Origin of the sequence: Mycolicibacterium fallax, assembly GCF_010726955.1 — a bacterium.
GTDB classification, from domain to species: Bacteria; Actinomycetota; Actinomycetes; order Mycobacteriales; family Mycobacteriaceae; genus Mycobacterium; species Mycobacterium fallax.
In genome coordinates, this window is record NZ_AP022603.1 from 2,588,171 (window position 1) to 2,613,272 (window position 25,102).

The following is a 25,102-nucleotide window of genomic DNA, read 5'->3' on the forward strand; positions in this document are numbered from 1 at the left end:
CGCGCTCAGAACATCAGCGCGGTGTAGCGCCAGTCCAGCACCGGCCGGGGTTCCTCGGCGCCGGCGGCGTAGACCAGCGAGCGCAGCGTCAGCACCCCATTGGGCGCGGCGGCCTCGATGTGCAGCTCACTGTGCAGCACATCGCCCTCGTGCACGGGTCCGGTGTGATCGCAGGACTGCCAAGCCAATACGGTCACCAGGTTCGGCAGCAGCCGGCAGGCCTGGGCCAGTGCCAGGCCGATGGTGTGGCCGCCGTAGACCAGCCGCCGGGCGCCGTGGTGGGCGGCGGCGATGTTCAGGGTCAGCCGGGCGAGTTCGGGTGCGCTGCTGACCACGTCGGGGGTGCTGGTCAGCACCGCACCGGCCACGGCGGGATCGAAGTGCGGGCCGGGCACCCGGCGGCGGTACGCGTCGGCGTCCCAGCCGCCGGTGGGATCGGCGGCCGCGCCGTCGTTGTCGCCGATTCCGGACAGGTCATCGGCATGCCCGGTGGCCAGCTCCGCGCTCAGCGGCAACATCGCGCAGCGGTGGAAGTCCAGCACCAGCCGGCCGTCCTGGTCGACCGTCGTCATCCGCAGTGCGGCCAGGCCGGTCGCGGGCCGGTCGGGCCGGATCGAATTCTGTTTGAGGCCAACCACTTCGGTTCGGGTGGCCAGGGTGTCGCCGATCATCGGCAGCCGGTGAAACCGCAGGCCGCGGTAGAACAGGTTGGCCTTGACCCGCTGGGTGACCAGGGTGGATTGGCCGATCGCGACGTCGCAGACCAGTCCGGGGTGGGCGATCCGGCCGCCGGTGACCGCGCGGGACAGCTCGGCGTCCAGCGGCAGCCGCATCCGGTCGCCGAGGATCGACTGGTGCACGGCGGCCACCCCGTCGGTCAGCGTCATCGACGGCGCCCAGTCGAAGCGCTGACCGCGGGTCAGGTCATCGAAGTAGGGCCCGCCCGCGCGGATCGTGTTCACGCTCATCGCCTTTCGCTCAGCTCGTCGACCAGCCCCCAGGCCAGCGCGGTGGTCGCGTCGATGGTGTGCCCGGAGAGCACCAGGTAGCCGGTGCGCCAGCGCCCGATCCGCCGGGTGATGCTGACGGTGCCGCCGGCCCCCGGCAGCAGCCCCAGGCTCAGCTCGGGCAGACCCAACACGGCGGCCGGATCGCAGACCACGGTGCCGCAGTAGCAGGCCATCTCCAGCCCGCTGCCCAGCACCCGGCCGTGGATTTCGGCGCGGGCGGCGGTGCCCAGCCGGGCGGTGACCGCGTCCAGTGCCAGCGCCGGGCTGTGCCGGGTGCGGGCCAGGTGCGCCGACGACGGGTCGGCGAAGGTGCCGAATTCGCCGAGGTCACCGCCGCTGCAGAAGGACGGACCGTTGCCGGTGAAGATCAGTTCGGTGACGTCGGGATCCAGCAGCACCACCCGCAGGCCGTCGAGCAGCGCGGCGCGGGCTGGAGTGGAGAAGGCATTGTGCCGCTGCGGGCGGTTGAACCGGATGACGACGGTGTTCCCGGTGCGTTCGACGAGCACCGGGTCGGCGCTCTCGGGCACCCGGGCCGGGCCCCGCTCGGCGAGCCAGCGGGCGAACTCCGGGCCGGCCTGCAGCGTCGAGTAGGCCAGCGATTCGGTGATGACCCCGGACCGCGCGGGTGCCTGCGGGTCCAGCGCGCGCAGCACGTCGTCGCAGACCGCGGCAGCCTGCGGCCAGCGCGCCACCCGCTCGGCCAGCTCGGCGACCGCGGCGTCCACCGAATCCACCGCGATCGCTCGGCGGTCGCCGATGTCGCCGGGCAGCAGGGTGAAGGTGGCTGCCTGCAGCCAGTACTGCGCGTTCGGCGCGGCCGGGTCACCGACCGCGACGATCACCTCCCCGACGGTGCTGGGATCCGCGTCGTCCGGGTCGTCGGCCAGGTCGACGACCCGCAGCGGCCCGGTCACCGGGAGTACTTGTCGATCAGCGACTGCTTGTAGAGCTTGCCGGCATCGGTGCGCGGCAGCGCCGGCTCAAAGACGATCGATCGCGGACACTTGAAGTGCGACAGGTGATCTCGCAGCCAGTCCAGCAGCTCGTCCGCGAAGTCCGCGGTGGCGTCGGCCGGGTCGACGGTCTGCACGACGGCCTGCACGCTCTGGCCCATCTCGTCGTCGGGGATGCCGAACACCGCGGCGTCGGCCACCTTCGGGTGGCTGACGAGCATGTTCTCGGTCTCCTGCGGGTAGATGTTCACGCCGCCGGAGATGATCATGTGGTGCCGGCGGTCGGTCAGGTAGAGGAACCCGTCCTCGTCGAGGTAGCCGACGTCGCCGCAGGTGCGCCAGCCGTGCCGGTCCCGCGATGACGCGGTCTTGGCCGCATCGCCGAGGTACTCGAAATCCCTTCCGCCCTCGAAATAGATCTCGCCCGGGGATCCGGGGGGCAGTTCCTCGCCGTCTTCACCGAGGATGTGAATGGTCGCCAGCGCGGATTTGCCGACCGAGCCGGGGTGGGTCAGCCAGTCCTCGGCGGTGATCATGGTGGCGCCGATGGCCTCGGAGGACGCGTAGTACTCGTCCACGATCGGCCCCCACCAATCCATCATCTGCTTCTTGATCGGCACCGGGCACGGGGCCGCGGCGTGAATGACCCGCTGCAGGCTGGACACGTCGTAGGAATCCCGCACGGCGGCGGGCAATTTCAGCATTCGGGTGAACATCACCGGGACGAACTGACCGTGGGTGACCCGGTGCCGGGCGATGGCGTCCAGGCAGCCCTCGGCGTCGAACCGTTCCATCACCACCGTGGTGATGCCACCGGCCTGCGCCTGCATGCTCCAGACCGACGGCGCGGTGTGGTACAGCGGCGCCGGGCTGAGGTAGACCGCGTCGGGCTGCATCCAGAACGCGATCAACGCGGCCATCGGGCCGGGCGTCTGCGCCGGATGCACGTGCGGCAGTTCCCGTTTGATGCCCTTGGGCTGACCGGTGGTGCCCGAGGAGTACTGCAGCAGGTCGCCCTCGATCTCGTCGTCGATCGGCTGCTCGGGTTGGTCGGCGACGCACTGCGGGTAGCGCAGCCAGCCCTCGGGTGCCGGTCCGGCGCCGGCCACCAGCAGCAGTTCCGGCATCCCGTCGGGCAGCTCGGCGGGCAGCTGCGCCAGCACGTCGGCCAGCGCGGTGGATCCGATGACCGCCCGGGCACCGCTGTTGGCGATGATGTAGGCCGCCTCCGCCGCGGCCAGGTGGGTGTTGATCGGCACGTAGTACAGCCCGGCGCGCCGCGCCGCCCACATCACCGCGTGGTAGTGCTCGTTGTTCTCCATCAGGATCGCGACCGCGTCGCCCTCGGACAGCCCGCGGGACCGGAAGAAGTGCGCCAGCCGGTTGGCCCGGGCCTCCAGCTCCCGGAAGCTGACCTCGGTGCCCGACGGGTACATCACGATGGCGGGCTTGTCGCCCGCGCCGGGACCGGTGTGCTCGCGGATCTGCATGCGATGACTCTACTTCGACGAAGTTGACAGGTGTCAAGTACTAATCGAGGCGCGGCCGCGCCGGAAGAAACTTTACACAAGCACTCACTTTTGTCACTGCCGTGGACGCCCGCGCCGGGGTCAGGACCGCCCGCCCCCGGACCGCACCGCCGTGGGCACACCCGCGAACGCACCCTCGGACGCCGCACCCTCGGACGGCACCGCCCCGGACGACGCTCCCTCGGCTTCGGCCACCGCGCCGAACGGCGCCCGCAGCGTCGCCAGGATCTCCCGGCGGTTGATCACCAGCCCGGCCACCGCCAGCGCGGCGTACACGCAGGACAGGATCACCCGGCCGTGCTCGGAGATGATGACGAACTGCACCAGGAACAACCCGAGCAGCGCCCACGCGGTGTGCCGGTGGAATCGCAGCGCCAGGATCAGCGCGACGCCCATCATGGTCTGCGTCGCGGTCAGCAACATCTCCTCGATCTGCCGTCCGTCGAGCACCAGCGCGGTGCTGCCGCCGCCGGCCAGGTGCGCGATCGGCAGCGAGCCGACCAGCAGCGTCCACTGGTTGACCTTCGACGAGATCAGCATGGCGATCGCCGCGGTGCCCTTGCCCCGGCTGGCGAAGATGATCGCGATGATGAACTCGGGCGCCTCGGAGGCCAGCGGGGCCAGCCACTGCACGAGCAGGAACTGGTCGATGCCCAGCTGGGTGCCCGCGCCGATCAGCGACTCGGCGAATGGCTCGGCGCAGGCCAGGATGACCGCCGCGGCGATCACGAACAGCGCGATCACCAGGGTGCGGCGAGGCCGATCCGGCAGCGCGCCGATGGCGGCGGCCGTGCCGATCAGCTCCGGTTCCTCGACGCCGCCGCGGGACAGCTTGTAGAGGTAGAACCCGAACCAGGCCAGCAGTGCGATGCCGAATGTCAGGTGGATCCGCCCGGTGGCCGGGATGACGAACGCGACGATGCCGGCGATCAGCAGGAAGCCCAGCTCGAGCCGGTTGCTGGGCTCCAGTTGCAGCACCGACGCACGGCGTCCGGACATCCGCTTGGCGAGCCACAGGCTGACCAGCACCACCACCGGCCAGCCGATGCCCATCAGCAGCCGGTTCGACCCGGTCATATTCGCCGCGGCGTATTGGACGTAGGCGGGGTCCGACCCGGAGACGTAGGCGTAGTAGAGGTCGACGGCGTATTCGGGCAGCACCGCGATGAGCGCCAGCGCGGCGATCGCCAGGCCGCCGGAGACATCGATCTGGGCGGCCTCGGCGGCCCAGGCGAGCAGGAAGCTGGCGGCGACGACGGCCGCGCCGTAGACGATGACGGTGAGCACCGGCTCGGGATGGATGCCGCCGATCCGCAGCACCAGCGCCGGGAGGATGAACACCGCGGTCAGGCCCAGGGAGCGGGCCAGCGTCCGCCGGGTCGGCGGCGCATCGGCCGGTGTTTCGGTGAGGGTGTCGGGCGTCATCGCGGTGCCCCTTCGGGTCCTGCGACCCGGATTCTCGTAACTGCGCAGCGAGACCTCGGGTCGACAACGGGTGTCGGCCTGAAGGTCTCGCTCGCCGGATTGGGTACCCGGTGGATGACCGGGCGGCACGCGTGCCGCCAGTATGTCGACCATCCGCATTCCCGCCGGGCGGAAACGGAACTACTCCCCTTCGCTGAGGTGAACCTTACCTCAGCATCGGGGAGCTAGCAACGTAGGTCGTCTATTCGTTTACCGGACACCTCAGCGCAACTGCGCAGTTCGTGGCCTTAAAACAGATATTTCGGCTGCCCTAATTACACACCTACGACAAGTCCATCTCCATCACATCGTCGAGGCGCAGTGCGTCATGGCCAACGTTGGCCGAGCGCAGGTACTTGGTCATCGACGGCCCGACGGCTCGGTCCGGGGAGCGCTGCCGGCCGAGTCGAATATCGAATGCGTCATCTGCCTTGGCATCGGGCTGCTCGGCGTCGTTGGTGAGCACCTCGCGCCGCATCAGCAGCAATGCGGCCAGGGCATCGGCCTCGCGCTCGGTGGCAGCCAGCGCGTCGGCGACGGCGGCGATGACGGCGACGATCTGCGCCTGCGTTTCCAACGGCGGGAGCACCGCCGGCAGTTCGAGAAAGTCGGGGACCTTGAGCCGGTTGCGACTCACAGCAGTGGCGCCATCGGACCTGCCCAAGGCCTTGCGGGCGAAGATCGGTGAGGCGCAGTACAGGGCGAGGTACTCCGCGGTGGCCAGCTCGGGGTTGACGTCGAACTGGGGGAACTCGTCGGATGCTATGACGTCGGCGAAATCGCCGGTGACCACGGCGAATGACTGCTTCCAGGCGAAGAGCCTGCTGTATATGAGAGTGCCGGGCTTGAGCGTGTAGTAGGTCTCGCCCTTGATGTCGGACCGTTTGGCGGGCTTGGCGAATAGGCCCATGCCGTACCAGCGGATGCCGACGGTGGCGATGTCGTCGTCCGGGTCGTGTATCGCCAGTTCCGGCTCGTGCAGTGTGACGACCTCATGCAGTGGCCGGGTGACCCAGCCGTCCTCAGGCATCGAAGCCGCCGATGCCGGCGCGGGTGAGCACCTCGGACATCTTGGTGATTGCGGCCTCACGCAGCGTCCGGGCCTCTTGGTAATCGGCCACGGCGGCCTCCCAGTCGTGCTCCTCAGTCTCAGGCCAGGGGGTCTTGCGCACGCCGCGGCAGTCGAGTGTGCCCTCGTCGTCGTAAATGCGCGAGCGCCACGAGCGAGCAAGCTCGTCCTCGGCGCGGTCGCGGATCGCGCGCGTGGCGGCCTCGGCGATCGCCGGCCAGCGACCGGTGTCGCGGCGACCGGCGCCCGAGCGGACCTGGTGGCCATCGTCCTGCATGTCCATGAAGCTGACCAGCGACTCTGGGTCGTGGCCGCTGCTGTCCTTGGTGAAGCCGAATATCGAGGTCTTGACGCCACGCTGCTGCTCGAAGAACAGCTGCTGGGGCATATCGATCACGAAGTCCAGCGTGGCGCGCTCAAGAATCGCGGTGGCCGCCTTGGAGTCCTTCGACAGCGTGTTCACCGGCATGATGATGACGAGCCTGCCTCCCTCCTCAAGGTACTCAATCGCTGACATCGTGAAGTTGATCGGGTTGTCCTGCTCGTAGGGCGGGTTGATGATGCATTTGGACACGCTGAGGTCGCAGATGTAGTCCCGGAAGTCCTCGTCGGCCTCGGCGACGTCGAAAGACTTGCCGCGGGTGACCAGGGAGTCGTGGAAAATGAGATTCGAGCGCCCGTCGCCATGCAGAAACATGTTGCTGCACGCGAGTGCGAACAGCACCGGGTCCAGCTCGATGCCGACCAGCTGCTCGTTGTGGATCTTCTCGATGCGCCGCTTGGAGCCTTTGGCCTTGGCCACCAGCTGCTCCATCGCCTCCATGAGGAAGCCACCCGACCCCATGCAGGTATCGAGCACGACGTCGTCGCGCCCCAGCTCGGCGAGGTCGACCATGAACCGCTTAATGTGGTCGGGGGTCAGGATGATGTTCTTGTTGTCCATCTTCCCGGCGCGGGACAGGAAGATCTTGTACGCGCGGCCCAGTACATCGTGGTTGTTCGACTGCTTCGACGGCTGGTGGACGCGGTCGTCGATGTCGGCGATGATCTTTTTGTACTCGCCCAGAGGGATGTCAATGGTCTTGATGAAGGCGAAGCGGTCCTGCCAGTCGATCATTTTCGACTCGTAGTTGACCCTCTTCTCTAGCTGGCGAGAGACAGCATCGACGATCTCGTCGTTGAGGTAGCGGGCCTTGACCCTGCGCGGGTCCTCGGGGGGAATCAAGGATTGGTAGATGCTGCGGAACTTCGAGTCGTCGAGCGCGATCATCAGCGCGGAGAAGAACAGCGACCGGTCAGTGTCACGCACGCGAGAGTCTTTGTGAAAGCGCTCGTTGAGGTTGACCAGGAAGCGGTGCAGCTCGGTATCGGACAGCGGGTCGCCGTGGGCGAGGACCTGATATTGGCGTGCGAGCGTATCGAGGTCGATCAGGCCGTGGAGGCTGTCGACCTCCTCGATCAGGTCAGTGTCACCCTTGCGGAAGAAGTAGGTGACCTTCAGCGTCCGATTCGTCTGGCCGGATACCGCTATTCCCACGATGTCGGCGTGCGGGACCGCGTTGTCGGCCATGTAGCTGCGGACGTCGGCCTCGGCGGCGGCGTGGCTCGTCTTGGGCCCCGGTGCTCCGGACTTGGCCTCGGCGACGATGAGCCAGCCGCCGGGCATCTCCTTGAAGAAGTCGGGGTAGCCGTCGTCGGTTGAGCCGGCCCGCTTGGATTGGAAGCCGAAATCCTTGGGGATGTCGCGCTTCTCGATGAAGGCATCGGTGCCGTGGAAGCTACGGAACAGGTTTTCGGTCTTGCTCTCGGCCACGGACTGATCGTAGGGGGCCCTACACCGCGAGCGACCGGCCCCGCTCAGCGTGTTCGGTTCTCCCACTGAGCGACCAGGGCCAGCACTTCGGCGCCGTGGCCGGATCCAATGCCGCAGTAGTCGATGAGTTTGACCGCCAATTCGGGAGTCGTTTGACCACCAATTCGGGAGCGGTCGCGTGGCGGTGGCAGGCCGCTGGGTATCGGCCCACCCCTTGCATGTAGCACTATTGCTACAATTGTCGCATGCAATCCGTTGGCTTGCGTGAGCTACGCCAGAACGCCTCTGAGCTGGTGCGCCGGGTGGAAGGCGGCGAGGAGATCGCCGTCACAGTGGCTGGCAGACCCGGCGCGAGATTGGTACCAGCCAAACCGAGAATCTGGCGACAGTGGTCCGACGTGTCCGAGCTGTTCACTGGACCCGCCGATCCCGATTGGGCCGCCGACCGCGACGAGATCGCCCACGACATTCGCGACCCCTGGGCCGGCCAGTGAGGGCGATCTTGGACACCAGCGTGGTGATCGCCGGGGGCGTCGACCCCCTCGATGGAGACCTCGCGATCAGTGCCGTCACGCTCGCCGAGCTGCATTTCGGAGTTCTCGTCGCTAGGACTGGCGCAGTGCGCGCCGAAAGATTGCGGCGACTCCTCGCCCTCCAGCGCGGATTCGATGCGCTGCCAATCGACGAGGCTGTGGCGGCCAGCTACGGCCAGATCGCGGCAGCAGTTGTCGACGTCGGCCGTCAACCCCGCGCCAGGTCGATGGACTTACTCATCGCGGCGACCGCCCACGCGCACTCAGCAGCGCTCTACACGCGCAACGCCGGCGACTTTCGCGGACTTGACGACCTGGTCGACGTCATCACCGTGTAGAGCATCACCGTGCTCGGTTCTCCCACTGAGTGACCAGGGCCAGCACTTCGGCGCCGTGGCCGGCTTCAATGCCGCAGTAGGCGATATCGGCCGGATCCGGCGCCGGATCCCGCCACGACCGCACCAGCTCCACTATCCTGCCCCTGCGGTAGAGGGTCTCATACAGCCGTCGCATCGTCACATTCGCTGCCGCGTCATCAAGATCGCGCGGCCGAATCGCGGCCCCCGGGAAAAACAGGCCGCCATTGGCCCGGCCCTGGGCGTGTGTGAGCTGCTGGTCCCAATCGACCGGATGACCCCCGGCCACCGCTTGCAGCGCCGCTAGGTCATAGCTATCGAGCAGATCCGCGCCGCCAGCTGCCTTACTGACCTGCGTCGCATCGGCGACCGCCCGCGTGATGTCCCACGCCAGCATCTGCCGCTGCTCAGTCCCCCGAGCCAACGCCGAAATACGTTGAGCCAGATCCTGATCCAGCGTCACCAGGCGATGCCAATGCCCGCCATCGAGGACCGGTGCCGGGGCCATGCTCAGCAGAATGTCTTTCGGAGAGACCACCAGATAATCGGGCCCGTCCGGCCGCGCGCTCGCCGCAGCGGTGGTGGCCACCGCCGACAGGGTGACTCCCGCGGTCCGCTCCGACATCAGCCCAGCGTGCGCGGTGACAATATCGACCGGGTACTTCCAGCCCATGTACTGCTCGGCCCATCCGATCGGCAGCAGCCGATCATTGACCGCCACGTGGACACCCACCGGCACATACACCGAGGCCGGCAGATACCCGCCATCACCCATATTTCCGGCGATCACCGTCCGCACCCCTGCCGGAGTGCGCAGCACCGACACCGCCCAATCCATCGACACCGGATCGGCCAGGGCCGCGGTGCCCAGCACCAGGCCCTCCAACACCCGCCGGGCGAGCAGCAAATCCGGATTCAATTCATCACCCATCAACTGCGCGGCCGCCGCACTGCTCGATGCCGCCAGCACCGCCGGGGGCGCCTGCCCCGCCTGCTGCGCCCCACCCTGCGGCCCACCCGCCGCGGGCGGCGGCGGTCCTGCCGTTGCCGGCGCGGTCGGACCCGGGCCGCCGGTGCCCGCCGGCGGGACGAAGGGCACCGGACCCCCACCGCCGCCCGCCGACCCCATCCCGGCCGCCGGTATGTGCGGCACCCCGCCACCCATACCCGGCACCGGTGCCGGGGCGGCGTGCGCCGGACCCACCACTCCCGAATTTCCTGCCGCCAGTGGCATCGCCTCCGCATACCGCAACCCCGACGCCGGCATCAGAGGAGGGGGCGTCGAGGCGATCGCGCCACTACCACCAAGCCCGCTCATGAAGCTCTGCCCCAGACCACTATCCAGCGGTGAGGACAGCGACGCCGGTGTCGTCGGCACCGACGGCGTCCCCGGAGCTCCCGGGAGTCCCCCCGGCATCCCCGGCGGCTTCAAATTCCCCAGCGGTGAGGACGGCATCGACGGCGCTGAGGGAGCAGACGGCATTGACGGCGCACTCGGCATCGATGGGGCCGTCGGCGCCTTCGGCACCTGCGACAAAATCCCCGGCCCCACCGGGTCGAGTGGGCTGGTGTTCGGCTTTGCCGTTGGGTCGAGGGGATTGGCTACAGGGCTATCCACGGGGTCGAGTGGGCTGGTGTTCGGCTTTGCCGTTGGGTCGAGGGGAGGGCTATCCACGGGGTCGAGTGGGCTGGTGTTCGGCTTTGCCGTTGGGTCGAGGGGATTGGCTACAGGGCTATCCACCGTATCTAGAGGGCTGGTGGTCGGAATTTCGTTGTTGACGGGCCGGATGACCGGCTGGTCTTGGGTGGACATCGGGGTTGCGCCCATCGGGCTGCCGCCCATCGGGCTCACCGGTATCATGCCCGGCTGGGGTGCTGTAGCGGCGTCCTCCAGGCCGCGTTCAACGGCAGCCAGCACCTCGCCGTTGTAGCGCTCAATCAGAAGAGCCTGGACCTGTCCCACTGGCAGGTCCAGGCTCTCTAGCCGCCGCAGATCCTGCTCGGCGGCTTCAGCTGCCAAGCTCAGTGCCTTTTTGGTGCCGCGGATCGCTGCGGCGTAATGCTCCCGTTTGGACGCCCGTGTGGTCAGCCAATCGGCGCCGCCGAAGACGTAATTCAGCAGGCGGCTCACCGCCGTGCGATCAGCATCGCCGGCCTCGCCCTTCAGTAGGTCGGCGGTGTGATCGCGGTGGCCGCGCAGCCAGTTCCCGGACTCCTCCCACGCTGCGGCGATCGACCTATCCGCAGTTGCAAGCTGCTCAAGGCTTGTCTCGCTGAGCTGTGGAAATACCGCCGGAATCCCCAGCAAGACGGTCGCCCGACCCTGAGGTGGCGGAATGTCGCCCCCAAGCATCTAAGCTCCTATTGATCCAGGCAGACGGTCGCGGCCTGAGCGTAGGCAGCGGCCTCTCGCTGTCTCTCGTAGGTCGGAAGTTGGGCAAGGCCCCTAGACTCCGCTCCGGTCTTCGCAACGATCCACGCCTCATTGACCTCGGCGAGTTCACCGATGGCTTGTCGGATATCGCTGTCAGCAAGGGGATTCTCCAGCAGCGCGATGCGAAGTGCGGCGCTCACCGTCAGCACGTCCAGTGGGCTTTGGCCACTGCTGGGCGTGCTTGCACGTGCGATGGCGTATGCGGTGCACAAGCGCTCATTCTGACTGGCGTCACCAGCGGTAGATGCGGGCGGCGATACCACTGCGGGGGCTTCTGTGCTGGCGTCGTGTCCACTCCGCGGAATCGCTTGTGCGGCGAGGAATCCGAGACCGAAGACTGCGGTCGTGGCGAGCGCGCCAGCGGCCACCTTCCATCCGGTTCGCTTCTTTGCGCTCGGCCCCGGCGGTAGGGACCCTGGAGGCATCTGGTACTCCGGGGGGATCGGAGGCTGAGGGGGGGGAGGCAACGTCGCTGCCCGCACACCCATTCTGGACGGCTGTAGTGGCTGCGTCATGGTGTCCTCCCGGATCGTGTCGATGGTCATAATTCTATGAGGTAGGCCTGTCAACCACGCGCGTTACACCAGGACTACGCCAGGACTCGGGGCTACCGCTCCCCCACCCTGACCGACTGCGTGGCTAACCTCAAGTCCGGCGGATGGCCGGATAAACGCAGATCGCCCGGGTCCAGACGGACCCGGGCGATCAACGGTTGTGCGGTCAGGCGAGGCGCTGCTTGAGGGCGTCGAACTCGTCCTTGATGCCGGTCGGCAGCTTGTCCCCGACGAAGTCGAACCACTCCTGGATCAGCGGCAGCTCGGCACGCCACTCGTCGGCGTCGACCTTCAGCGCCTCCTCGACATCGGCGAGGGTGACATCCAGGCCGTTCAGGTCCAGGTCGGCCGCGGTCGGGACGACACCGATCGGGGTGCTGGCACCCTCGCCGGAACCCTCGATCCGCTCGATGACCCACTTGAGCACCCGGCTGTTCTCACCGAAGCCCGGCCACAGGAACCGGCCGTCGTCGCCGCGGCGGAACCAGTTGACGAAGAACACCTTCGGCAGCTTGGACTCGTCGCTGTTCTTGCCGATGTTGATCCAGTGCTGGAAGTAGTCGCCGACGTTGTAGCCGATGAACGGCAGCATCGCCATCGGGTCGCGGCGCACCGCGCCGACCTTGCCCTCGGCGGCGGCGGTCTGCTCGGAGCCGATCGTCGACCCGATGAACACGCCGTGCTGCCAGTCGTGCGCCTGGGTCACCAGCGGGACGGTGGTCTTGCGCCGGCCGCCGAACAGGATCGCCGAGATCGGCACGCCCTCGGGGGTCTCCCACTCCGGGGCCAGCGTCGGGCACTGCGAGATCGGGGTGCAGTACCGGGAGTTGGGGTGGGCGGCCTTGGTGCCGGACTCCGGGGTCCAGTCGTTGCCCAACCAGTCGATCAGGTGCTGCGGCTCACCCTCCAGCGCCTCCCACCAGACGTCGTCGTCGTCGGTCTTGGCGACGTTGGTGAACACCGAGTTGCCCTTTTCCAGGGTGCGCATGGCGTTCGGGTTGGAGTCCCAGTTGGTGCCCGGCGCGACGCCGAAGAAACCGAACTCGGGGTTGGTGGCGTACAGCCGGCCGTCCTTGCCGAACCGCATCCAGGCGATGTCGTCGCCGACGGTCTCCGCGCGCCAGCCCGGGATGGTGGGCTGCAGCATGGCGAGGTTGGTCTTGCCGCAGGCCGACGGGAACGCCGCCGCCACGTAGTAGGCCTTGTCCTGCGGGCTGATCAGCTTGAGGATCAGCATGTGCTCGGCCATCCAGCCCTCGTCGCGGGCCATCACCGAGGCGATCCGCAGCGCGTAGCACTTCTTGCCGAGCAGCGCGTTGCCGCCGTAGCCGGAGCCGAAGCTCCAGATCTCCCGGGTCTCCGGGAAGTGGGTGATGTACTTCGTCTCGTTGCACGGCCACGGCACGTCGGCCTGGCCGGGCTCCAGCGGCGCACCGATCGAGTGCAGCGCCTTGACGAAGAAGCCGTCGGTGCCGAGCTTGTCCAGCGCGGCGCGCCCCATCCGGGTCATCACCTTCATCGAGACGACGACGTACTCCGAGTCGGTGATCTCCACGCCGAGCTTGGGGTCCTCGGCGTCCAGCGGGCCCATGCAGAACGGGACGACGTACATGGTCCGGCCGCGCATCGAGCCGCGGTACAGCTCGGTCATCAGCGGCCGCATCTCGGCGGGGTCCATCCAGTTATTGGTCGGGCCCGCGTCAACCTCACGCTCGGAACAGATGTAGGTCCGCGACTCCACCCGGGCCACGTCGGACGGATCGGACAGCGCCAGGTAGGAGTTGGGCTGCTTGTCCTCGTTGAGCTTCTGGAAGGTACCGGCGGCTACCAGGTGCTCGCACAGTTCCGCGTTCTGCTCGTCCGAGCCGTCGGCCCACACCACGCGGTCGGGCTGGGTGAGTTCGGCGATCTCGGCGACCCAGGCCAGCAGGCCCGGATGCTCGGTCGGTGCGGTATCAAGTCCGGGAATTGTCGCTGCGGTCATCGAAGTCTCCTACCCCAAGTTCTCGATCCGAATTTCTGCCCCGCGCCGGGCGCGACGGCGCGCCGACAGAAACGGACGGCTCTCCCTACGAGGTTATCGCGAGTGCCCAGGTCATGGTGAATCCAGGGTGTGTCCGATCACTCACATGAACGATTCAGTACGCCACATCTCATCGACCGCGGTGCTCTCGGTCGCACCGGCCGCCGATTCTGCCGCCGCCCCGGCCGCCGATTCCTCCGGAGCACCGGCCGCCCGGCACAGTTCGGCGCGGACCAACACCAACGCGGCCTGCAGGTCCGGCAGTCGTCGCTCGGCCAGCGCCGTCGCCCGCGCCCCGGCCAGCGCGTGCTGACGCAGCCCGGCCACCACGTCGGCGAGCGCGGCCGCGGTGGCCGCCGCCCGCTCGTCCTCGTCGCGGGCGAGTTCCCGGGTCAGCCACGCCTCGGCGGCCAGCAGCCCGGCAGCGATCCGCTGATCGGCGCAGGCCCGCACCGCCGCGGCCAACGTCGCCGACCAGCCGGTCAGCATGGCCCGATCACGCAGCAGCCGCCGGCCGGCCACCACCCAGCCGCTGGCCGCGGCACCGGCCAGCGCGGCGAGCACCGCCCCGGCGACCGCCAGACCCGGCGCCAGGCCCGCCAGCAGCCGGCTCAACGTCAGCGCCAGGCCCAGCCCGAAACCGGCGCCCAGCACCAGCATCAGCCGACCCTCCAGCCCACCGGCCCGCCACCCGGGCGGACCGCAGCGCGGCCCGTCGGCCTGCTCCCCCGGCGCCGGCGGGACCGGCAGCCCCACCCCGGCGGCGATCTCGGCGACCCGCGCGGCGATCGCGTCGTCGACCTCGGCGAGCAGCCGATGGCCGCGCTCCCGGGCCGCGGGCTCGAAGCCGGCCAGCCGCCGGCGGGTCACCGCGGCGGCGTCGGCGGCCAGCTCGTCGCGCAGCGCCGCGGCGCGGTTGCGGGCCAGGCTGCCCAGCTCGATGCGGGCCGCCCCGAGGCCGGTGCGCAGCGTGACCGCGCGTTCGGTGCGATCCCGGCGGGCCGAGCGCAGCAGCTCGGTGCGCTCGACGCCGAGGGCCGCCACGGCCGCCGCCCGGCCCACCCCGTCGGCGTCGCGGCGCAGCGCCCCGGCCTCGGCGGCCAGCCGGTCCTCCCAGGCCCGCAGCCGGTTGCGCCGTGGCAGGTCGGGATCGGCGAGCACGACGCCGACGGCCTCGACCAGCTCATCGACCCGGGGTTCGCCGAGGTCGGGGGCGGCGGCCGCGCCGACCCAACGGATCACCCGGCCAGCCCCGACCGGCACCGCACTGTTGGCCTCCAGCACCTCCCGCCAGCGGCGGTGCACATCGATCTTGGTGACGACGGCGACCACCGCGTCGGTGGCCGCGGCGGCGCGCTCCAGCAACGCCCGGTCCGACGGCGTCAACGGCGCGGTCGCCGAGGCGACAAACACGGTCAGCGTCGCCACCTCGCCGTGCCGCAACGCCCCGGCCTCCACGACCTGCAGCTCCGGCAGCCGGCGGGCCAGAATCTCGCACACCGAGCTGGCGCCCGCCAGCCAGGGACCGGTGACCAGCACCACGTCCCGGCGGGTGACCGTGGGCGGGCGCACCCCGGGCGCCGCGGCGGCGATCAGCGCGTCGACGCTCATCGGGTCGGCGCTCATCCGGTCGGCGCTCATCCGGTCGCCGCTCATCGGGTCGGCCCGCATCGGGTCGGCCCGGCCGGGGCGGGCCGCAGCGCGGCACGGACCAGGTCCCCGGCGCAGTCGCGGTGCAGCGCATCGAGCGGGCCGTCGCGGTAGCGCCGCCACCGCAGCGCCGCGCGCAGCCCCGGTTCGGGGCGCCCCGGCCCTTCGGGGTCCGCCGCGCCGCTTTCGACGGTCAGGCCCGCCGAGGCCAGCACCGCGGCGGCCGCGGCGGCCCGCGCGGCGACGGCGTCGTCCCCGGCCAGGAAGCCCGCCACCGCATCCTCGGCGTCGGGATCACCGCAGGCCAGCTCCCGCAGCCGGGCGGTGGCGGCCGCGACCCGGCGGTACATCGGCGTCGCCCCGGCCCGAGCCAGCGCCGCGATCACCGGTTCGATCCGCCCGGCGCGGCGCAGCGCCGCGCACACCTCGGCGCCGCCTGCCGCCGGATCGGCGCGCAGCGCCACCACCGCGTGCGCGATGCCGAACAGGTCCAGGCGCTCCAGCAGCCCGGCCCGCACCCGCGCCGACAGCGGGTGCGCACCGGCCAGGAAGGCGTCCGGGGAGCTCAGGTCGGCGGGCGCGGTGACCAGCACCCGCAGCGCGGCCAGGGCCCCGCCGTCGGGGTCTTCGGGACCGTCGGCCAGGCCGTCGGCGGCGACGGCGGCCAGCGCCACCATCGGTTCGGCCGGTACCCCGGTGCTCGCGGCCAGCCGGACGCAGTACCGAGCGGCCGCGGCCACCGGACCGCCCGGCCGGAACCCGGTCAGGTCCGCCTTGTTGAGGATCAGCAGCCCCGGCCGATCCGGGCCGGCCAGCGCGGCCAGGTCCTCGGGCTTGGGCACCTCGGCCAGCACCCGGACGACCAGCTCCGCGCCCCGGTCCACCGTCGTCACCCCGGCGCAGGTCAGCGCCCGGGCGACGGTCCGCCGGCCCACCCCGGGCCGGCCCCGCACCGCCACGGTCAGCGGCGCGCGCAGCCGGTCGGCGAGATCGATGAGATCCCCGCTGCGGTCGGCGGGCAGCGCCGGCTCGGTCGCCGCGCAGCGTGCCAGCGCGTCGGCGAACATCCGGTGGCCTGGTTCGGTCATGGCCTCCCCCACTACGGGCCCGGCGCCCCGGGCGTGACGAGTGGGGCCATCGTGACAGCCGGGTCGCCGGGCCGCGAGTCGGTCATCCCCAGACCGGTGCGCCGGGAAAGCAACCGTTGAGTATCAATCTGCGCCAGGATTGCGGTCTACCGGCCCCAATGAGGGACGATGGGGGGATGCATGCGCATAGTGGGCCCGAGGCTGCCGAGATCCGGCCATCGCACCCGCATCGCCGCGTCACCAGTTTCCGGTCCCGGCGCTCCTCGCTGAGCGACTCCCAGCAGGCCACCTGGAACCGGTTGTGGCCCGAGATCGGCACCGTGGCCCGGCCCGCCGAGCCCGGCGGCCACTACCCGGCGCTGGACACCGACGCCTGGTTCGGCCGCAGCGCCCCGCTGGTGTTGGAGGTCGGCTGCGGAACCGGGATCTCGACGCTGGCGATGGCCCGCGACGAGCCGGACCTCGACGTGATCGCCGTCGAGGTCTACAAGAAGGGCCTGGCCCAGCTGCTCGGCGCGATCGACCGGACCGCGGCCACCGACGCCCCGGTCACCAACATCCGGCTGATCCGCGGCGACGGCATCGACGTGCTCCAGCACCTCATCCCGTCCGGCGCGCTGACCGGGGTGCGGGTGTTCTTCCCGGACCCGTGGCCCAAGGCCCGGCACCACAAGCGCCGGCTGCTGCAGCCGCAGACGCTGGACCTGATCGTCGACCGGCTGCGCCCCGGCGGGGTGCTGCACGCGGCGACCGATCACGCCGACTACGCCGAGCAGATCACCGAGGTGGGCGCGGGCGAGCCGCGGCTGCGCCGGGTCACCGACGAGGCCGAGTTCGCCGGCCTGCCGATCTCGGTGCGCCGACCGACGACGAAGTACGAGGCCAAGGCCGCCGAAGTGGGCAGCCCGATCAACGAGTTCATCTGGGTGCGATTGTGACAACCACCACCGACAGCACTGAGACCGACGCCGTCGCCGACCGCCCGGCCACGCCGCCGCGGGTGCTGCTGGTGTGGGACGCCCCGAACCTGGACATGGGCCTGGGTTCGATCCTCGGCGGCCGCCCCACCGCCGCGCACCGCCCCCGGTTCGACGCGCTGGGCCGATGGTTGCTGGCCCGCACCGCGGAGTTGACCGAGGAGCTGTCCGCCGGGCCGGACGGGCCGGTGCTGCTCGAACCCGAGGCCACGGTGTTCACCAACATCGCGCCGGGCACCGCGGAGGTCGTCCGGCCGTGGGTGGAGGCGCTGCGCAACGTCGGCTTCGCGGTCTTTGCCAAGCCGAAGGTCGACGAGGACAGCGATGTCGATTCCGACATGCTCGCCCACATCGCGCGGCGGCGCGCCGAGGGGCTGGCCGCGCTGCTGGTCGCCTCCGCCGACGGGCAGGCGTTCCGGCTCCCACTGGAGGAGATTGCCCGCGATGACGGCACCGACGTCGCGGTGCTCGGATTTCGCGAACATGCCAGCTGGGCGCTAGCGTCGGATACCTTGGAGTTTGTCGATCTGGAAGACATCACCGGTGTCTTCCGGGAGCCGCTCCCGCGAATCGGCCTCGATTCGCTCCCCGAACAAGGGGCATGGCTGCAACCGTTCCGGCCGCTGTCGTCGCTACTGGCGGCCAAAGCGTGACACCGGACACGCATCGGGGCCACATACAGACTTATCGAACAGCGTTAGGAGCCTAGGTGTTCGCCTGGTGGGGTCGGATGGTTTTCCGCTTCAGGTACATCGTGATCGGCGTGATGGTCGCACTGTGCCTCGGCGGCGGTGTATACGGCATAACACTGGGTGAGCACGTCACCCAGAGTGGCTTCTACGACGAGGGCAGTCAGTCCGTGCACGCCTCGCTGGTCGCCGACGAGGTGTACGGCCGCGACCGGACCAGCCACGTGGTGGCGATCCTGACGCCGCCGGACGGCAAGAAGGTCGACGACCCCAAGTGGGCCGACGCCATGGTCAAGGAACTCGACTCCTTCGTCGCCGACAACAGTGATCAGGTGATGTCCTGGGTCGGCTGGCTCAAGGCCCGCGACACCACCTTCGAAACCGTCCAGCAGATGAAGACCGCCGACCTCAAGCACACCTTCATCTCCATCCCGCTCAAGGGCGACAACGACGACGCGATCCTGAAGAACTACCAGACCGTCGAACCCGCGATGCGCGAGCTCAACGACGGCAACATCAAGCTGGCCGGGCTCAACCCGCTGGCCAGCGAGCTGACCGGCACCATCGCCGTCGACCAGCAGCGCGCCGAGGTGATGGCCATCCCGCTGGTCGCGGTGCTGCTGTTCTTCGTCTTCGGCGGCGTGATCGCCGCCGCGCTGCCGGCCATCATCGGCGGCCTGTCGATCGCCGGCGCGCTGGGCATCATGCGACTGGTCGCCGAGGCCACCCCGGTGCACTTCTTCGCCCAGCCCGTCGTCACGCTGATCGGCCTGGGCATCGCGATCGACTACGGCCTGTTCATCGTGAGCCGCTTCCGCGAGGAGCTGGCCGAGGGCTACGACACCGAGGCCGCGGTACGCCGCACGGTGATGACCTCCGGCCGCACGGTGATGTTCTCCGCGGTCATAATCGTGGCGTCGTCACTGCCACTGCTGCTGTTCCCGCAGGGCTTCCTGAAGTCGATCACCTACGCCATCATCGCCTCGGTGATGCTCTCGGCGATCCTGTCGATCACCGTGCTGGCCGCCGCGCTGGCGATCCTCGGCCCCAACGTCGACGCGCTGGGCGTGCGGACGCTGCTGCGGGTGCCGTTCCTGCGCAACTGGGGCTTCTCCCGCGCCATCATCGAATGGTTCGCCGCGCGCACCCAGAAGACCAAGACCCGCGAAGAGGTGGAGAACGGCTTCTGGGGCAAGCTGGTCAACATCGTGATGAAACGCCCGATGGCGTTCGCGGTACCGATCCTGATCCTGATGATCGCGATGATCATCCCGCTGGGTGGCCTGTCCCTGGGCGGCATCAGCGAGAAGTACCTGCCGCCGGACAACTCCGTGCGGCAGGCCCAGGAGGAGTTCGACCAGCTCTTCCCGAACTTCCGCACCGAGCCGCTGACGCTGGTGATCGAGAGCACCAACGGGCAGCCCGTCTCGGAGGCCCAGATCGCCGAGATCCGCAGCCGCGCGATGAACATCTCCGGGTTCGTCGAGCCCGACGGTGACCGCGACAAGATGTGGCAGGAGCGCCCCGGCAACGAGGACAGCGCCAAGCATCCCGACGTGCGGGTGCTGCAGAACGGCCTGGAGAACCGCAACGACGCCTCGGACAAGATCGCCCAGTTGCGTGACATCCCGGTGCCGCGCGGCCTCATAGTGTCCGTCGGCGGTACCCCGGCGCTGGAGCAGGACAGTATCCACAGTCTGTTCGCCAAGCTGCCGCTGATGGTGTTGTTGCTGATCACCACGACGACGGTGCTGATGTTCCTGGCCTTCGGTTCGCTGGTGCTGCCGATCAAGGCGGCGTTGATGAGCGCGCTGACCCTCGGCTCCACGATGGGCATCCTGACCTGGATGTTCGTCGACGGGCACGGGGCCGGGCTGATGAACTACACGCCGCAGCCACTGATGGCACCGATGATCGGCCTGATCATCGCGGTGATCTACGGCCTGTCCACCGACTACGAGGTGTTCCTGGTCTCCCGCATGGTGGAGGCCCGCGAGCGCGGCATGTCGACGGCCGAGGCGATCCGGATCGGCACCGCGACCACCGGCCGGTTGATCACCGCCGCGGCCCTGGTGCTGGCCGTCGTCGCCGGCGCGTTCGTCTTCTCCGACCTGGTGATGATGAAGTACCTGGCCTTCGGTCTGCTGATCGCCCTGCTGCTCGACGCCACCATCGTCCGGATGTTCCTGGTCCCGGCGATCATGAAGATGCTCGGCGACGACTGCTGGTGGGCGCCGCGCTGGATGAAGGTCCTGCAGGTCAAGATGGGTCTCGGCGAGACCGATCTGCCCGACGAGCGCAAGGCCCCGGTGGCCCGTCCCGAGGAGCCAGCCGCGGTGCTCGCCGGAGCCCCGGCCCGCGAGCCGTCGCAGCGCCGCCCGCACGATCCGACCCACCCGGCGCCCGAGGGTGCCGCCCGCGGCCCGGCGCGCCCCGCGCTGCGTCCGCCCCGGGAGACGCCGTCGACGGCCGGGACCTCGCGGATGCCCGCGCCGGATCCGATCGGCGAGGCGGGCACCAGCCGGCTGCCTGCCCCCGAGCCGCCGCGCCCGGCACCCGAGCCGCCGCGCCCGGCACCCGAGCCGCCGCGCCCGGCGCAGCGTCCCGACGACGCACCGACCACCCGGTTCGGCGGTCTGTCCGGGGCCCGCGACAAGATGCGCCGCGCGGTCAGCAGTGCCGGTGCGGCACTGCCCCGGCACCAGCGCCCCGAGCAGCCGGCCGCCCCGACCGGTGAGCGGGAGATCGAGTCCTGGCTCGGCGAACTGCGCGGCAAGCAGGCCGGCCCGCCGGCGCCGCCCGCACCGGACGCGGTTCCGACGACCGCGCTGCCGACCCAACCCGAGCCCGACCGGCCCGAACCGGACAACCCCGAGGCCGCCACCCACGCGTTCCCGGCAGCCGGGAAGCGCGACACCGACGCGGCGACGGAGAAGCTGAACGCCCGGGGTGAGGCCGAACCCGACACGAAGACCGACAAGAACCCCCGCCGCGGCGGCGGGGTCAGCGCCCAGGATCTGCTGCGCCGGGAGGGCCGGCTCTAACGAGCCAGCTTCCCCGGTTCATCGATCCGGTTGCACCGCAAAAAGTGTCACCGTCGTGGAGAAGCGGCCTACCGCTGTCCGCGACGGTGACACTTTTGGTTGTGTTCGGCCACGACGGTGACGCTTCTTGCAGTCGACCTTCGCGACGGTGACGCTATTGGCAGCGAGAACGCGATTCTCCAACCAAAGGTGTCACCGTCGCAAAGCCGGCCGTACGGAACCGTCACCGTCGCTGAAATGCACGACCAAAGGTGTCACCGTCGCGCAGCCGGCCGTACGGAACCGTCACCGTCGCCGAAATTGCACCACCAAAGGTGTCACCGTCGCGAAGCCGGCAGCGGACTATTCGTCGTCGGGCGGATCGACCGCGCCTTCGGAGATCATCGGTCCGCGGATGGCGTCGATCTTGGCCTCCTCGGCGGCGGGGTCGTCGGCCAGCAGCACCCGCGTGGCACTGTTGAGGAACGCGATGATCGGCACCGCGAGCAGCGCGCCGACGATCCCGGCCAGCACCGCGCCTCCGGCGATGCCGAGCACCACCGCCAACGGGTGGATCGACACCGCCCGGCCCATCACCACCGGCTGCAGCACGTGGGCCTCCAACTGCTGCACGGCGATGATCAGCGCGAACGTCAGCAGCGCGTACACCATCCCCTTGGTCAGCAGTGCGACGACGACGGCGAGGAATCCGGTGACGACCGCGCCGACCAGCGGAATGAAGGCGCCCAGGAAGACCAGCGACGCCAACGGCAGCGCCAACGGAACCGTCATGATCGCCAGGCCGACGCCGATGCCGACGGCGTCGACCAGCGCCACCAGGAAGGTCGCCCGCACGTAGCCGATCAGCGACCCGAAGCCGGCCCGGCCCGCGTCGCTGACCCGATCGCGCACCCCGGCCGGGAACATCCGCACCACGAACGCCCAGATCGCCCGGCCGCCGTGCAGGAAGAACAACAGCGCGAACATCACCAGCAGGGCGCCGGTGACAATCTCGGTCACCGTCGCCGCGGTCGACAGGGCGCCGCTGGTCAGCCGCGCCTGGTTGTTCCGCAACGCCTCGACCGCGGAATTGCCCGCGGTGTCGATCTGCTCGATGCTCAGGTGCAGCGGGCCCTCCATCAACCAGCGCTGCGCCGAATCGATACTGCGGGTGACCTGCTCGACCAGATCGGGCAGGCCCTTGACGAACTGACCGACCACGAAGGCCAGCAGCCCGCCGAGGGTGGCCAGCCCACCCAGCAGCATCAGCGCGACGGCCGCGCCGCGCGGCACCCGGCGGCGCTCCAGGGCGTCGACGGCCGGCAGCAGCAGCGCGGTCAGCATGGTGGCGATCAGCACCGGCACCACGATCACCTTCAGCCGGCTGATCACCCACAGCCCGGCCAGCACCGCCGCCAGCAACACCAGCAGGCGCCACGCCCAGGCCGCCGCCTTGCGCACCGCGGGGGTGACAGATTCGTCGTCGAGCACCGAAACAGCGGGCATATCGCCAGGATAACGGTCCGATACCGGGCTGGGGGCGCAGCACAATCGGCGCGCCGAATCCCCCTGATCCGCCGTTACGCTGACTGGGTGGCGAACACGGTGCACCAGCGCGACACCTCGCGCCGCCGGTACTGGTGGCTGCGCTGGGCGATCTTCGGCACGGTCGTCGCGGTGCTCGCCGTGGAGGCCACCCTGGTGTGGGACCAGCTGGCCCAGGCCTGGCGCAGTCTGCGCGACGCCAACCCGGCCTGGGTCCTCGCCGCCGCGGTGGCCGCGATGATGTCGATGCACAGTTTCGCCCAGATCCAGCGCGAACTGCTCAAGTCCGCCGGCGTCCGGGTGCGGCAGTGGCGTTCGGAGGCGGCCTTCTACGCCGGGAACGCGCTGTCCACCACGCTGCCCGGCGGGCCGGTGCTGTCGGCGACGTTCATCTATCGGCAGCAGCGGATGTGGGGCGCCTCACCACTGGTGGCGTCCTGGCAGCTGGTGATGTCGGGCGCCCTGCAGGTGGTCGGGCTGGCGGTGATCGGGCTGACCGGCGCGTTCATGCTCGGCGCCAAGAGCAACCCGTTCTCGCTGCTGTTCACCGTCGGCGGCTGCGTGCTGCTGCTGCTGTTGGCCCAGGCCGTCGCCACCCGCCGGGAGCTGCTGGAGGGCATCGGGGTGCGGGTGCTGGGCTGGATCAACGAGCTGCGCAACCGGCCCGTCGAGGCCGGCCGGGAGCGCTGGAGCGCGATGCTGCGCCAGCTGGAGGCGGTGAAGCTGCGCCGCGGTGAGCTCGCCACCGCGTTCGGCTGGTCACTGTTCAACTGGATCGCCGACGTCACCTGCCTGCTGTTCGCCGCCTACGCCGCCGGCGGCCACCCGTCGTTGGCCGGGGTGACGGTCGCCTACGCGGCGGCCCGCGCGGTCGGCGCGATCCCGCTGATGCCGGGCGGTCTGCTGGTGGTCGAGGCGGTGCTGGTGCCCGGCCTGGTGTCCAGCGGCATGTCACTGCCCGACGCCATCTCGGCGATGCTGATCTACCGCCTGGTCAGCTGGATCTTCATCTCGGCGATCGGTTGGGTGGTGTTCTTCTTCAATTTCCGCACCGAGAGCCACGTCGACCTGGACGACGCACCCGGCTCGGGCACCGACCCCCGCGGCCACCGGGACTGAGCAAACCGCGCCGGGGCGGTCCGCGGCCGTGCTTGGATCGGCGGATGAGGCGAAACCCGCTGTTGACCGCCGTATTGGCCGGCGCCTTGCTGCTGGCCGGCTGCGGATCGAAGGACACCGCGTCGGGCCCGCCGCCGGCACTGCCGCCGGCCGAGCCGACGGCACTGATCGGCACCGTGCTGGCCGAGCCGGTACCGGTGGCGGCCACCGACGGCCGCACCCACCTGGCCTACGAGCTGCGGCTGACCAACGCGACGGGCGGCAACGTCACCCTCACCTCGCTGACCGCCCGCGACGGCGACCGGCAGCTGCTGACGCTGTCCGGGGACAACCTGAAGTACTGGACCCGCGCGCTCGGTGCGCCCGGCACCCCGACGACGGTGCTCGGGCCCGGGCAGTCCGCGACGGTGTGGCTGGACATCGCCGTCGACGGCGCCGCGGTGCCCGAACAGCTCACCCACGCGGTGGAGCTGAGCGTCGCCAAACCGGTACCGGGGCTGATCGCGGCCTCGGCCACCCAGCAGGTCGCGCCGACCGCGGTGTCGAGCCGGACGCCGATCAGCCTGGCGCCGCCGCTGGACGGCGCCGGCTGGATGGACATCAACGGCTGCTGCGGCATGACCTCGCACCGGATGGCGCTCAACCCGATCAACGGGTCGCTGTGGGCGGCCGAACGCTTCGCCGTCGACTACCTGCAGCTCGACGGGAACACTCGGATCGCGACCGGGGACCCGGCGGCGCTGACCAGCTACCCGTACTACGGGGCGCCGGTGCACGCCGTCGCCGACGCGACGGTGCGCGCGGTCCGCGACGATCTGCCCGATCAGACCCCCGGCAAGGCCCCCGGCGGGCTGGCGCTGGATCAGTACCCGGGCAACTATGTGGTGCTCGACCTGGGCGACGGCAACCACGCGCTCTACGCGCACCTCAAGCCGGGCAGCGTCGCGGTCAAACCCGGCGACCGGGTCACCCGCGGGCAGTCGCTGGCCGAGCTGGGCAACTCCGGCAACAGCACCGCGCCGCATCTGCATTTCCAGGTGATGGACGGCCCCGACCCGCTGGCCGCCAATGGGCTGCCGTTCGTGATCGACAGTTTCCGGCTCTCCCAGCGGGTGGCCGGCGACCCGGATCTGGACCGGCTGCTCGCCGCGCAGCCGGCGAAGCTGACCCCCGGCTTCGCCAAGCGCGACCTCACCGAGGTCGGGCCGCTGGTCTGGGATGTGATGGATTACTCTGTCTCACAATGAATTCGGTAGCTGATCCAACCTCC

At 69.9% G+C, this 25,102-nt stretch carries 19 protein-coding genes; 7 read left to right on the forward strand and 12 right to left on the reverse strand.

From position 1 onward, the window contains the following. Window positions 1-5: 5 nt before the first annotated feature. The 6 genes from G6N10_RS12360 to G6N10_RS12385 form a co-directional block, all read right to left on the reverse strand. A complete protein-coding gene (locus G6N10_RS12360; RefSeq protein ID WP_085097234.1) occupies window positions 6-968 on the reverse strand; it encodes a MaoC family dehydratase in 963 nt (320 codons plus the stop codon). After that, complete coding sequence (locus G6N10_RS12365; RefSeq protein WP_085097405.1) at window positions 965-1,915, reverse strand: enoyl-CoA hydratase/isomerase family protein; 951 nt, start codon at window positions 1,913-1,915, stop codon at window positions 965-967. The genes G6N10_RS12360 and G6N10_RS12365 overlap by 4 nt, the downstream gene beginning before the upstream one ends. 8 nt (window positions 1,916-1,923) lie before the next feature. After that, on the reverse strand, window positions 1,924-3,456 hold the full coding sequence (gene fadD4, locus G6N10_RS12370; protein WP_085097231.1) for a fatty-acid--CoA ligase FadD4: 1,533 nt from the start codon (window positions 3,454-3,456) through the stop codon (window positions 1,924-1,926). 120 nt (window positions 3,457-3,576) lie between these two features. Next, window positions 3,577-4,920 carry a calcium:cation antiporter family protein gene (locus tag G6N10_RS12375; RefSeq protein ID WP_085097228.1) on the reverse strand — a complete coding sequence of 448 codons (1,344 nt, stop codon included), beginning with the start codon at window positions 4,918-4,920 and terminating at the stop codon, window positions 3,577-3,579. A 322-nt stretch (window positions 4,921-5,242) separates the two neighbouring features. Beyond that, window positions 5,243-5,989, reverse strand: coding sequence for a restriction endonuclease subunit S domain-containing protein (locus G6N10_RS12380; protein WP_163742399.1), 747 nt, complete (start codon window positions 5,987-5,989; stop codon window positions 5,243-5,245). After that, a complete protein-coding gene (locus tag G6N10_RS12385; RefSeq protein WP_163742403.1) occupies window positions 5,982-7,841 on the reverse strand; it encodes an HsdM family class I SAM-dependent methyltransferase in 1,860 nt (619 codons plus the stop codon). Before G6N10_RS12385 ends, G6N10_RS12380 begins: the two co-directional genes overlap by 8 nt. A 245-nt stretch (window positions 7,842-8,086) precedes the next feature. Here G6N10_RS12385 and G6N10_RS12390 point away from each other — a divergent pair, with 245 nt between their 5' ends. Then, window positions 8,087-8,335 (forward strand): type II toxin-antitoxin system Phd/YefM family antitoxin, encoded by a 249-nt coding sequence (locus G6N10_RS12390; protein ID WP_163742406.1) that lies wholly within the window; start codon window positions 8,087-8,089, stop codon window positions 8,333-8,335. Window positions 8,336-8,343: 8 nt separating this feature from the next. Continuing rightward, entirely contained in the window at window positions 8,344-8,712 is a 369-nt protein-coding gene (locus tag G6N10_RS12395) for a PIN domain-containing protein (protein WP_244960454.1), read from the forward strand. A 4-nt stretch (window positions 8,713-8,716) separates the two neighbouring features. Here G6N10_RS12395 and G6N10_RS12400 read toward each other — a convergent pair whose 3' ends face one another. The 5 genes from G6N10_RS12400 to G6N10_RS12420 all read right to left on the reverse strand — a co-directional run bounded on the left by G6N10_RS12400 (window position 8,717) and on the right by G6N10_RS12420 (window position 16,479). Beyond that, window positions 8,717-11,083, reverse strand: a complete 2,367-nt coding sequence (locus G6N10_RS12400) for an EspK C-terminal domain-containing protein (protein WP_163742411.1) — start codon at window positions 11,081-11,083, stop codon at window positions 8,717-8,719. 8 nt (window positions 11,084-11,091) lie between these two features. After that, window positions 11,092-11,304 carry a hypothetical protein gene (locus G6N10_RS12405; RefSeq protein ID WP_133055044.1) on the reverse strand — a complete coding sequence of 71 codons (213 nt, stop codon included), beginning with the start codon at window positions 11,302-11,304 and terminating at the stop codon, window positions 11,092-11,094. Between the two features lie 580 nt (window positions 11,305-11,884). Beyond that, window positions 11,885-13,702, reverse strand: a complete 1,818-nt coding sequence (locus G6N10_RS12410) for a phosphoenolpyruvate carboxykinase (GTP) (RefSeq protein ID WP_085092434.1) — start codon at window positions 13,700-13,702, stop codon at window positions 11,885-11,887. 141 nt (window positions 13,703-13,843) lie between these two features. Next, window positions 13,844-15,397 carry a hypothetical protein gene (locus G6N10_RS12415; RefSeq protein WP_163742414.1) on the reverse strand — a complete coding sequence of 518 codons (1,554 nt, stop codon included), beginning with the start codon at window positions 15,395-15,397 and terminating at the stop codon, window positions 13,844-13,846. After that, a complete protein-coding gene (locus tag G6N10_RS12420; RefSeq protein ID WP_234810396.1) occupies window positions 15,394-16,479 on the reverse strand; it encodes a hypothetical protein in 1,086 nt (361 codons plus the stop codon). The genes G6N10_RS12415 and G6N10_RS12420 overlap by 4 nt, the downstream gene beginning before the upstream one ends. A 158-nt stretch (window positions 16,480-16,637) precedes the next feature. Between G6N10_RS12420 and trmB the strand changes: the two genes are divergently transcribed. From trmB to G6N10_RS12435, 3 genes are read left to right on the forward strand one after another with little or no spacing between them, the layout of a single operon-like run. Further along, on the forward strand, window positions 16,638-17,417 hold the full coding sequence (trmB, locus tag G6N10_RS12425) for a tRNA (guanosine(46)-N7)-methyltransferase TrmB (protein ID WP_085092436.1): 780 nt from the start codon (window positions 16,638-16,640) through the stop codon (window positions 17,415-17,417). Further along, the gene (locus G6N10_RS12430) at window positions 17,414-18,109 is read left to right on the forward strand and encodes an NYN domain-containing protein (RefSeq protein WP_234810398.1); all 696 of its coding nucleotides are present in this window, start codon (window positions 17,414-17,416) and stop codon (window positions 18,107-18,109) included. Before trmB ends, G6N10_RS12430 begins: the two co-directional genes overlap by 4 nt. Window positions 18,110-18,165: 56 nt before the next feature. Then, on the forward strand, window positions 18,166-21,189 hold the full coding sequence (locus G6N10_RS12435) for a trehalose monomycolate exporter MmpL3 (protein WP_085092437.1): 3,024 nt from the start codon (window positions 18,166-18,168) through the stop codon (window positions 21,187-21,189). Window positions 21,190-21,531: 342 nt separating this feature from the next. Here the strand turns inward: G6N10_RS12435 and G6N10_RS12440 are convergent, their stop codons facing one another. Continuing rightward, window positions 21,532-22,674: an AI-2E family transporter gene (locus tag G6N10_RS12440; protein ID WP_085092438.1), complete on the reverse strand. Its 1,143-nt coding sequence runs from the start codon at window positions 22,672-22,674 to the stop codon at window positions 21,532-21,534. An 87-nt stretch (window positions 22,675-22,761) separates the two neighbouring features. Here G6N10_RS12440 and G6N10_RS12445 point away from each other — a divergent pair, with 87 nt between their 5' ends. Together G6N10_RS12445 and G6N10_RS12450 are read left to right on the forward strand one after the other, a co-directional pair. Next, the gene (locus G6N10_RS12445; protein ID WP_085092439.1) at window positions 22,762-23,832 is read left to right on the forward strand and encodes a lysylphosphatidylglycerol synthase transmembrane domain-containing protein; all 1,071 of its coding nucleotides are present in this window, start codon (window positions 22,762-22,764) and stop codon (window positions 23,830-23,832) included. 44 nt (window positions 23,833-23,876) lie between these two features. Next, entirely contained in the window at window positions 23,877-25,079 is a 1,203-nt protein-coding gene (locus G6N10_RS12450) for a M23 family metallopeptidase (protein ID WP_085092440.1), read from the forward strand. The last annotated feature ends 23 nt before the right edge of the window (window positions 25,080-25,102 follow it).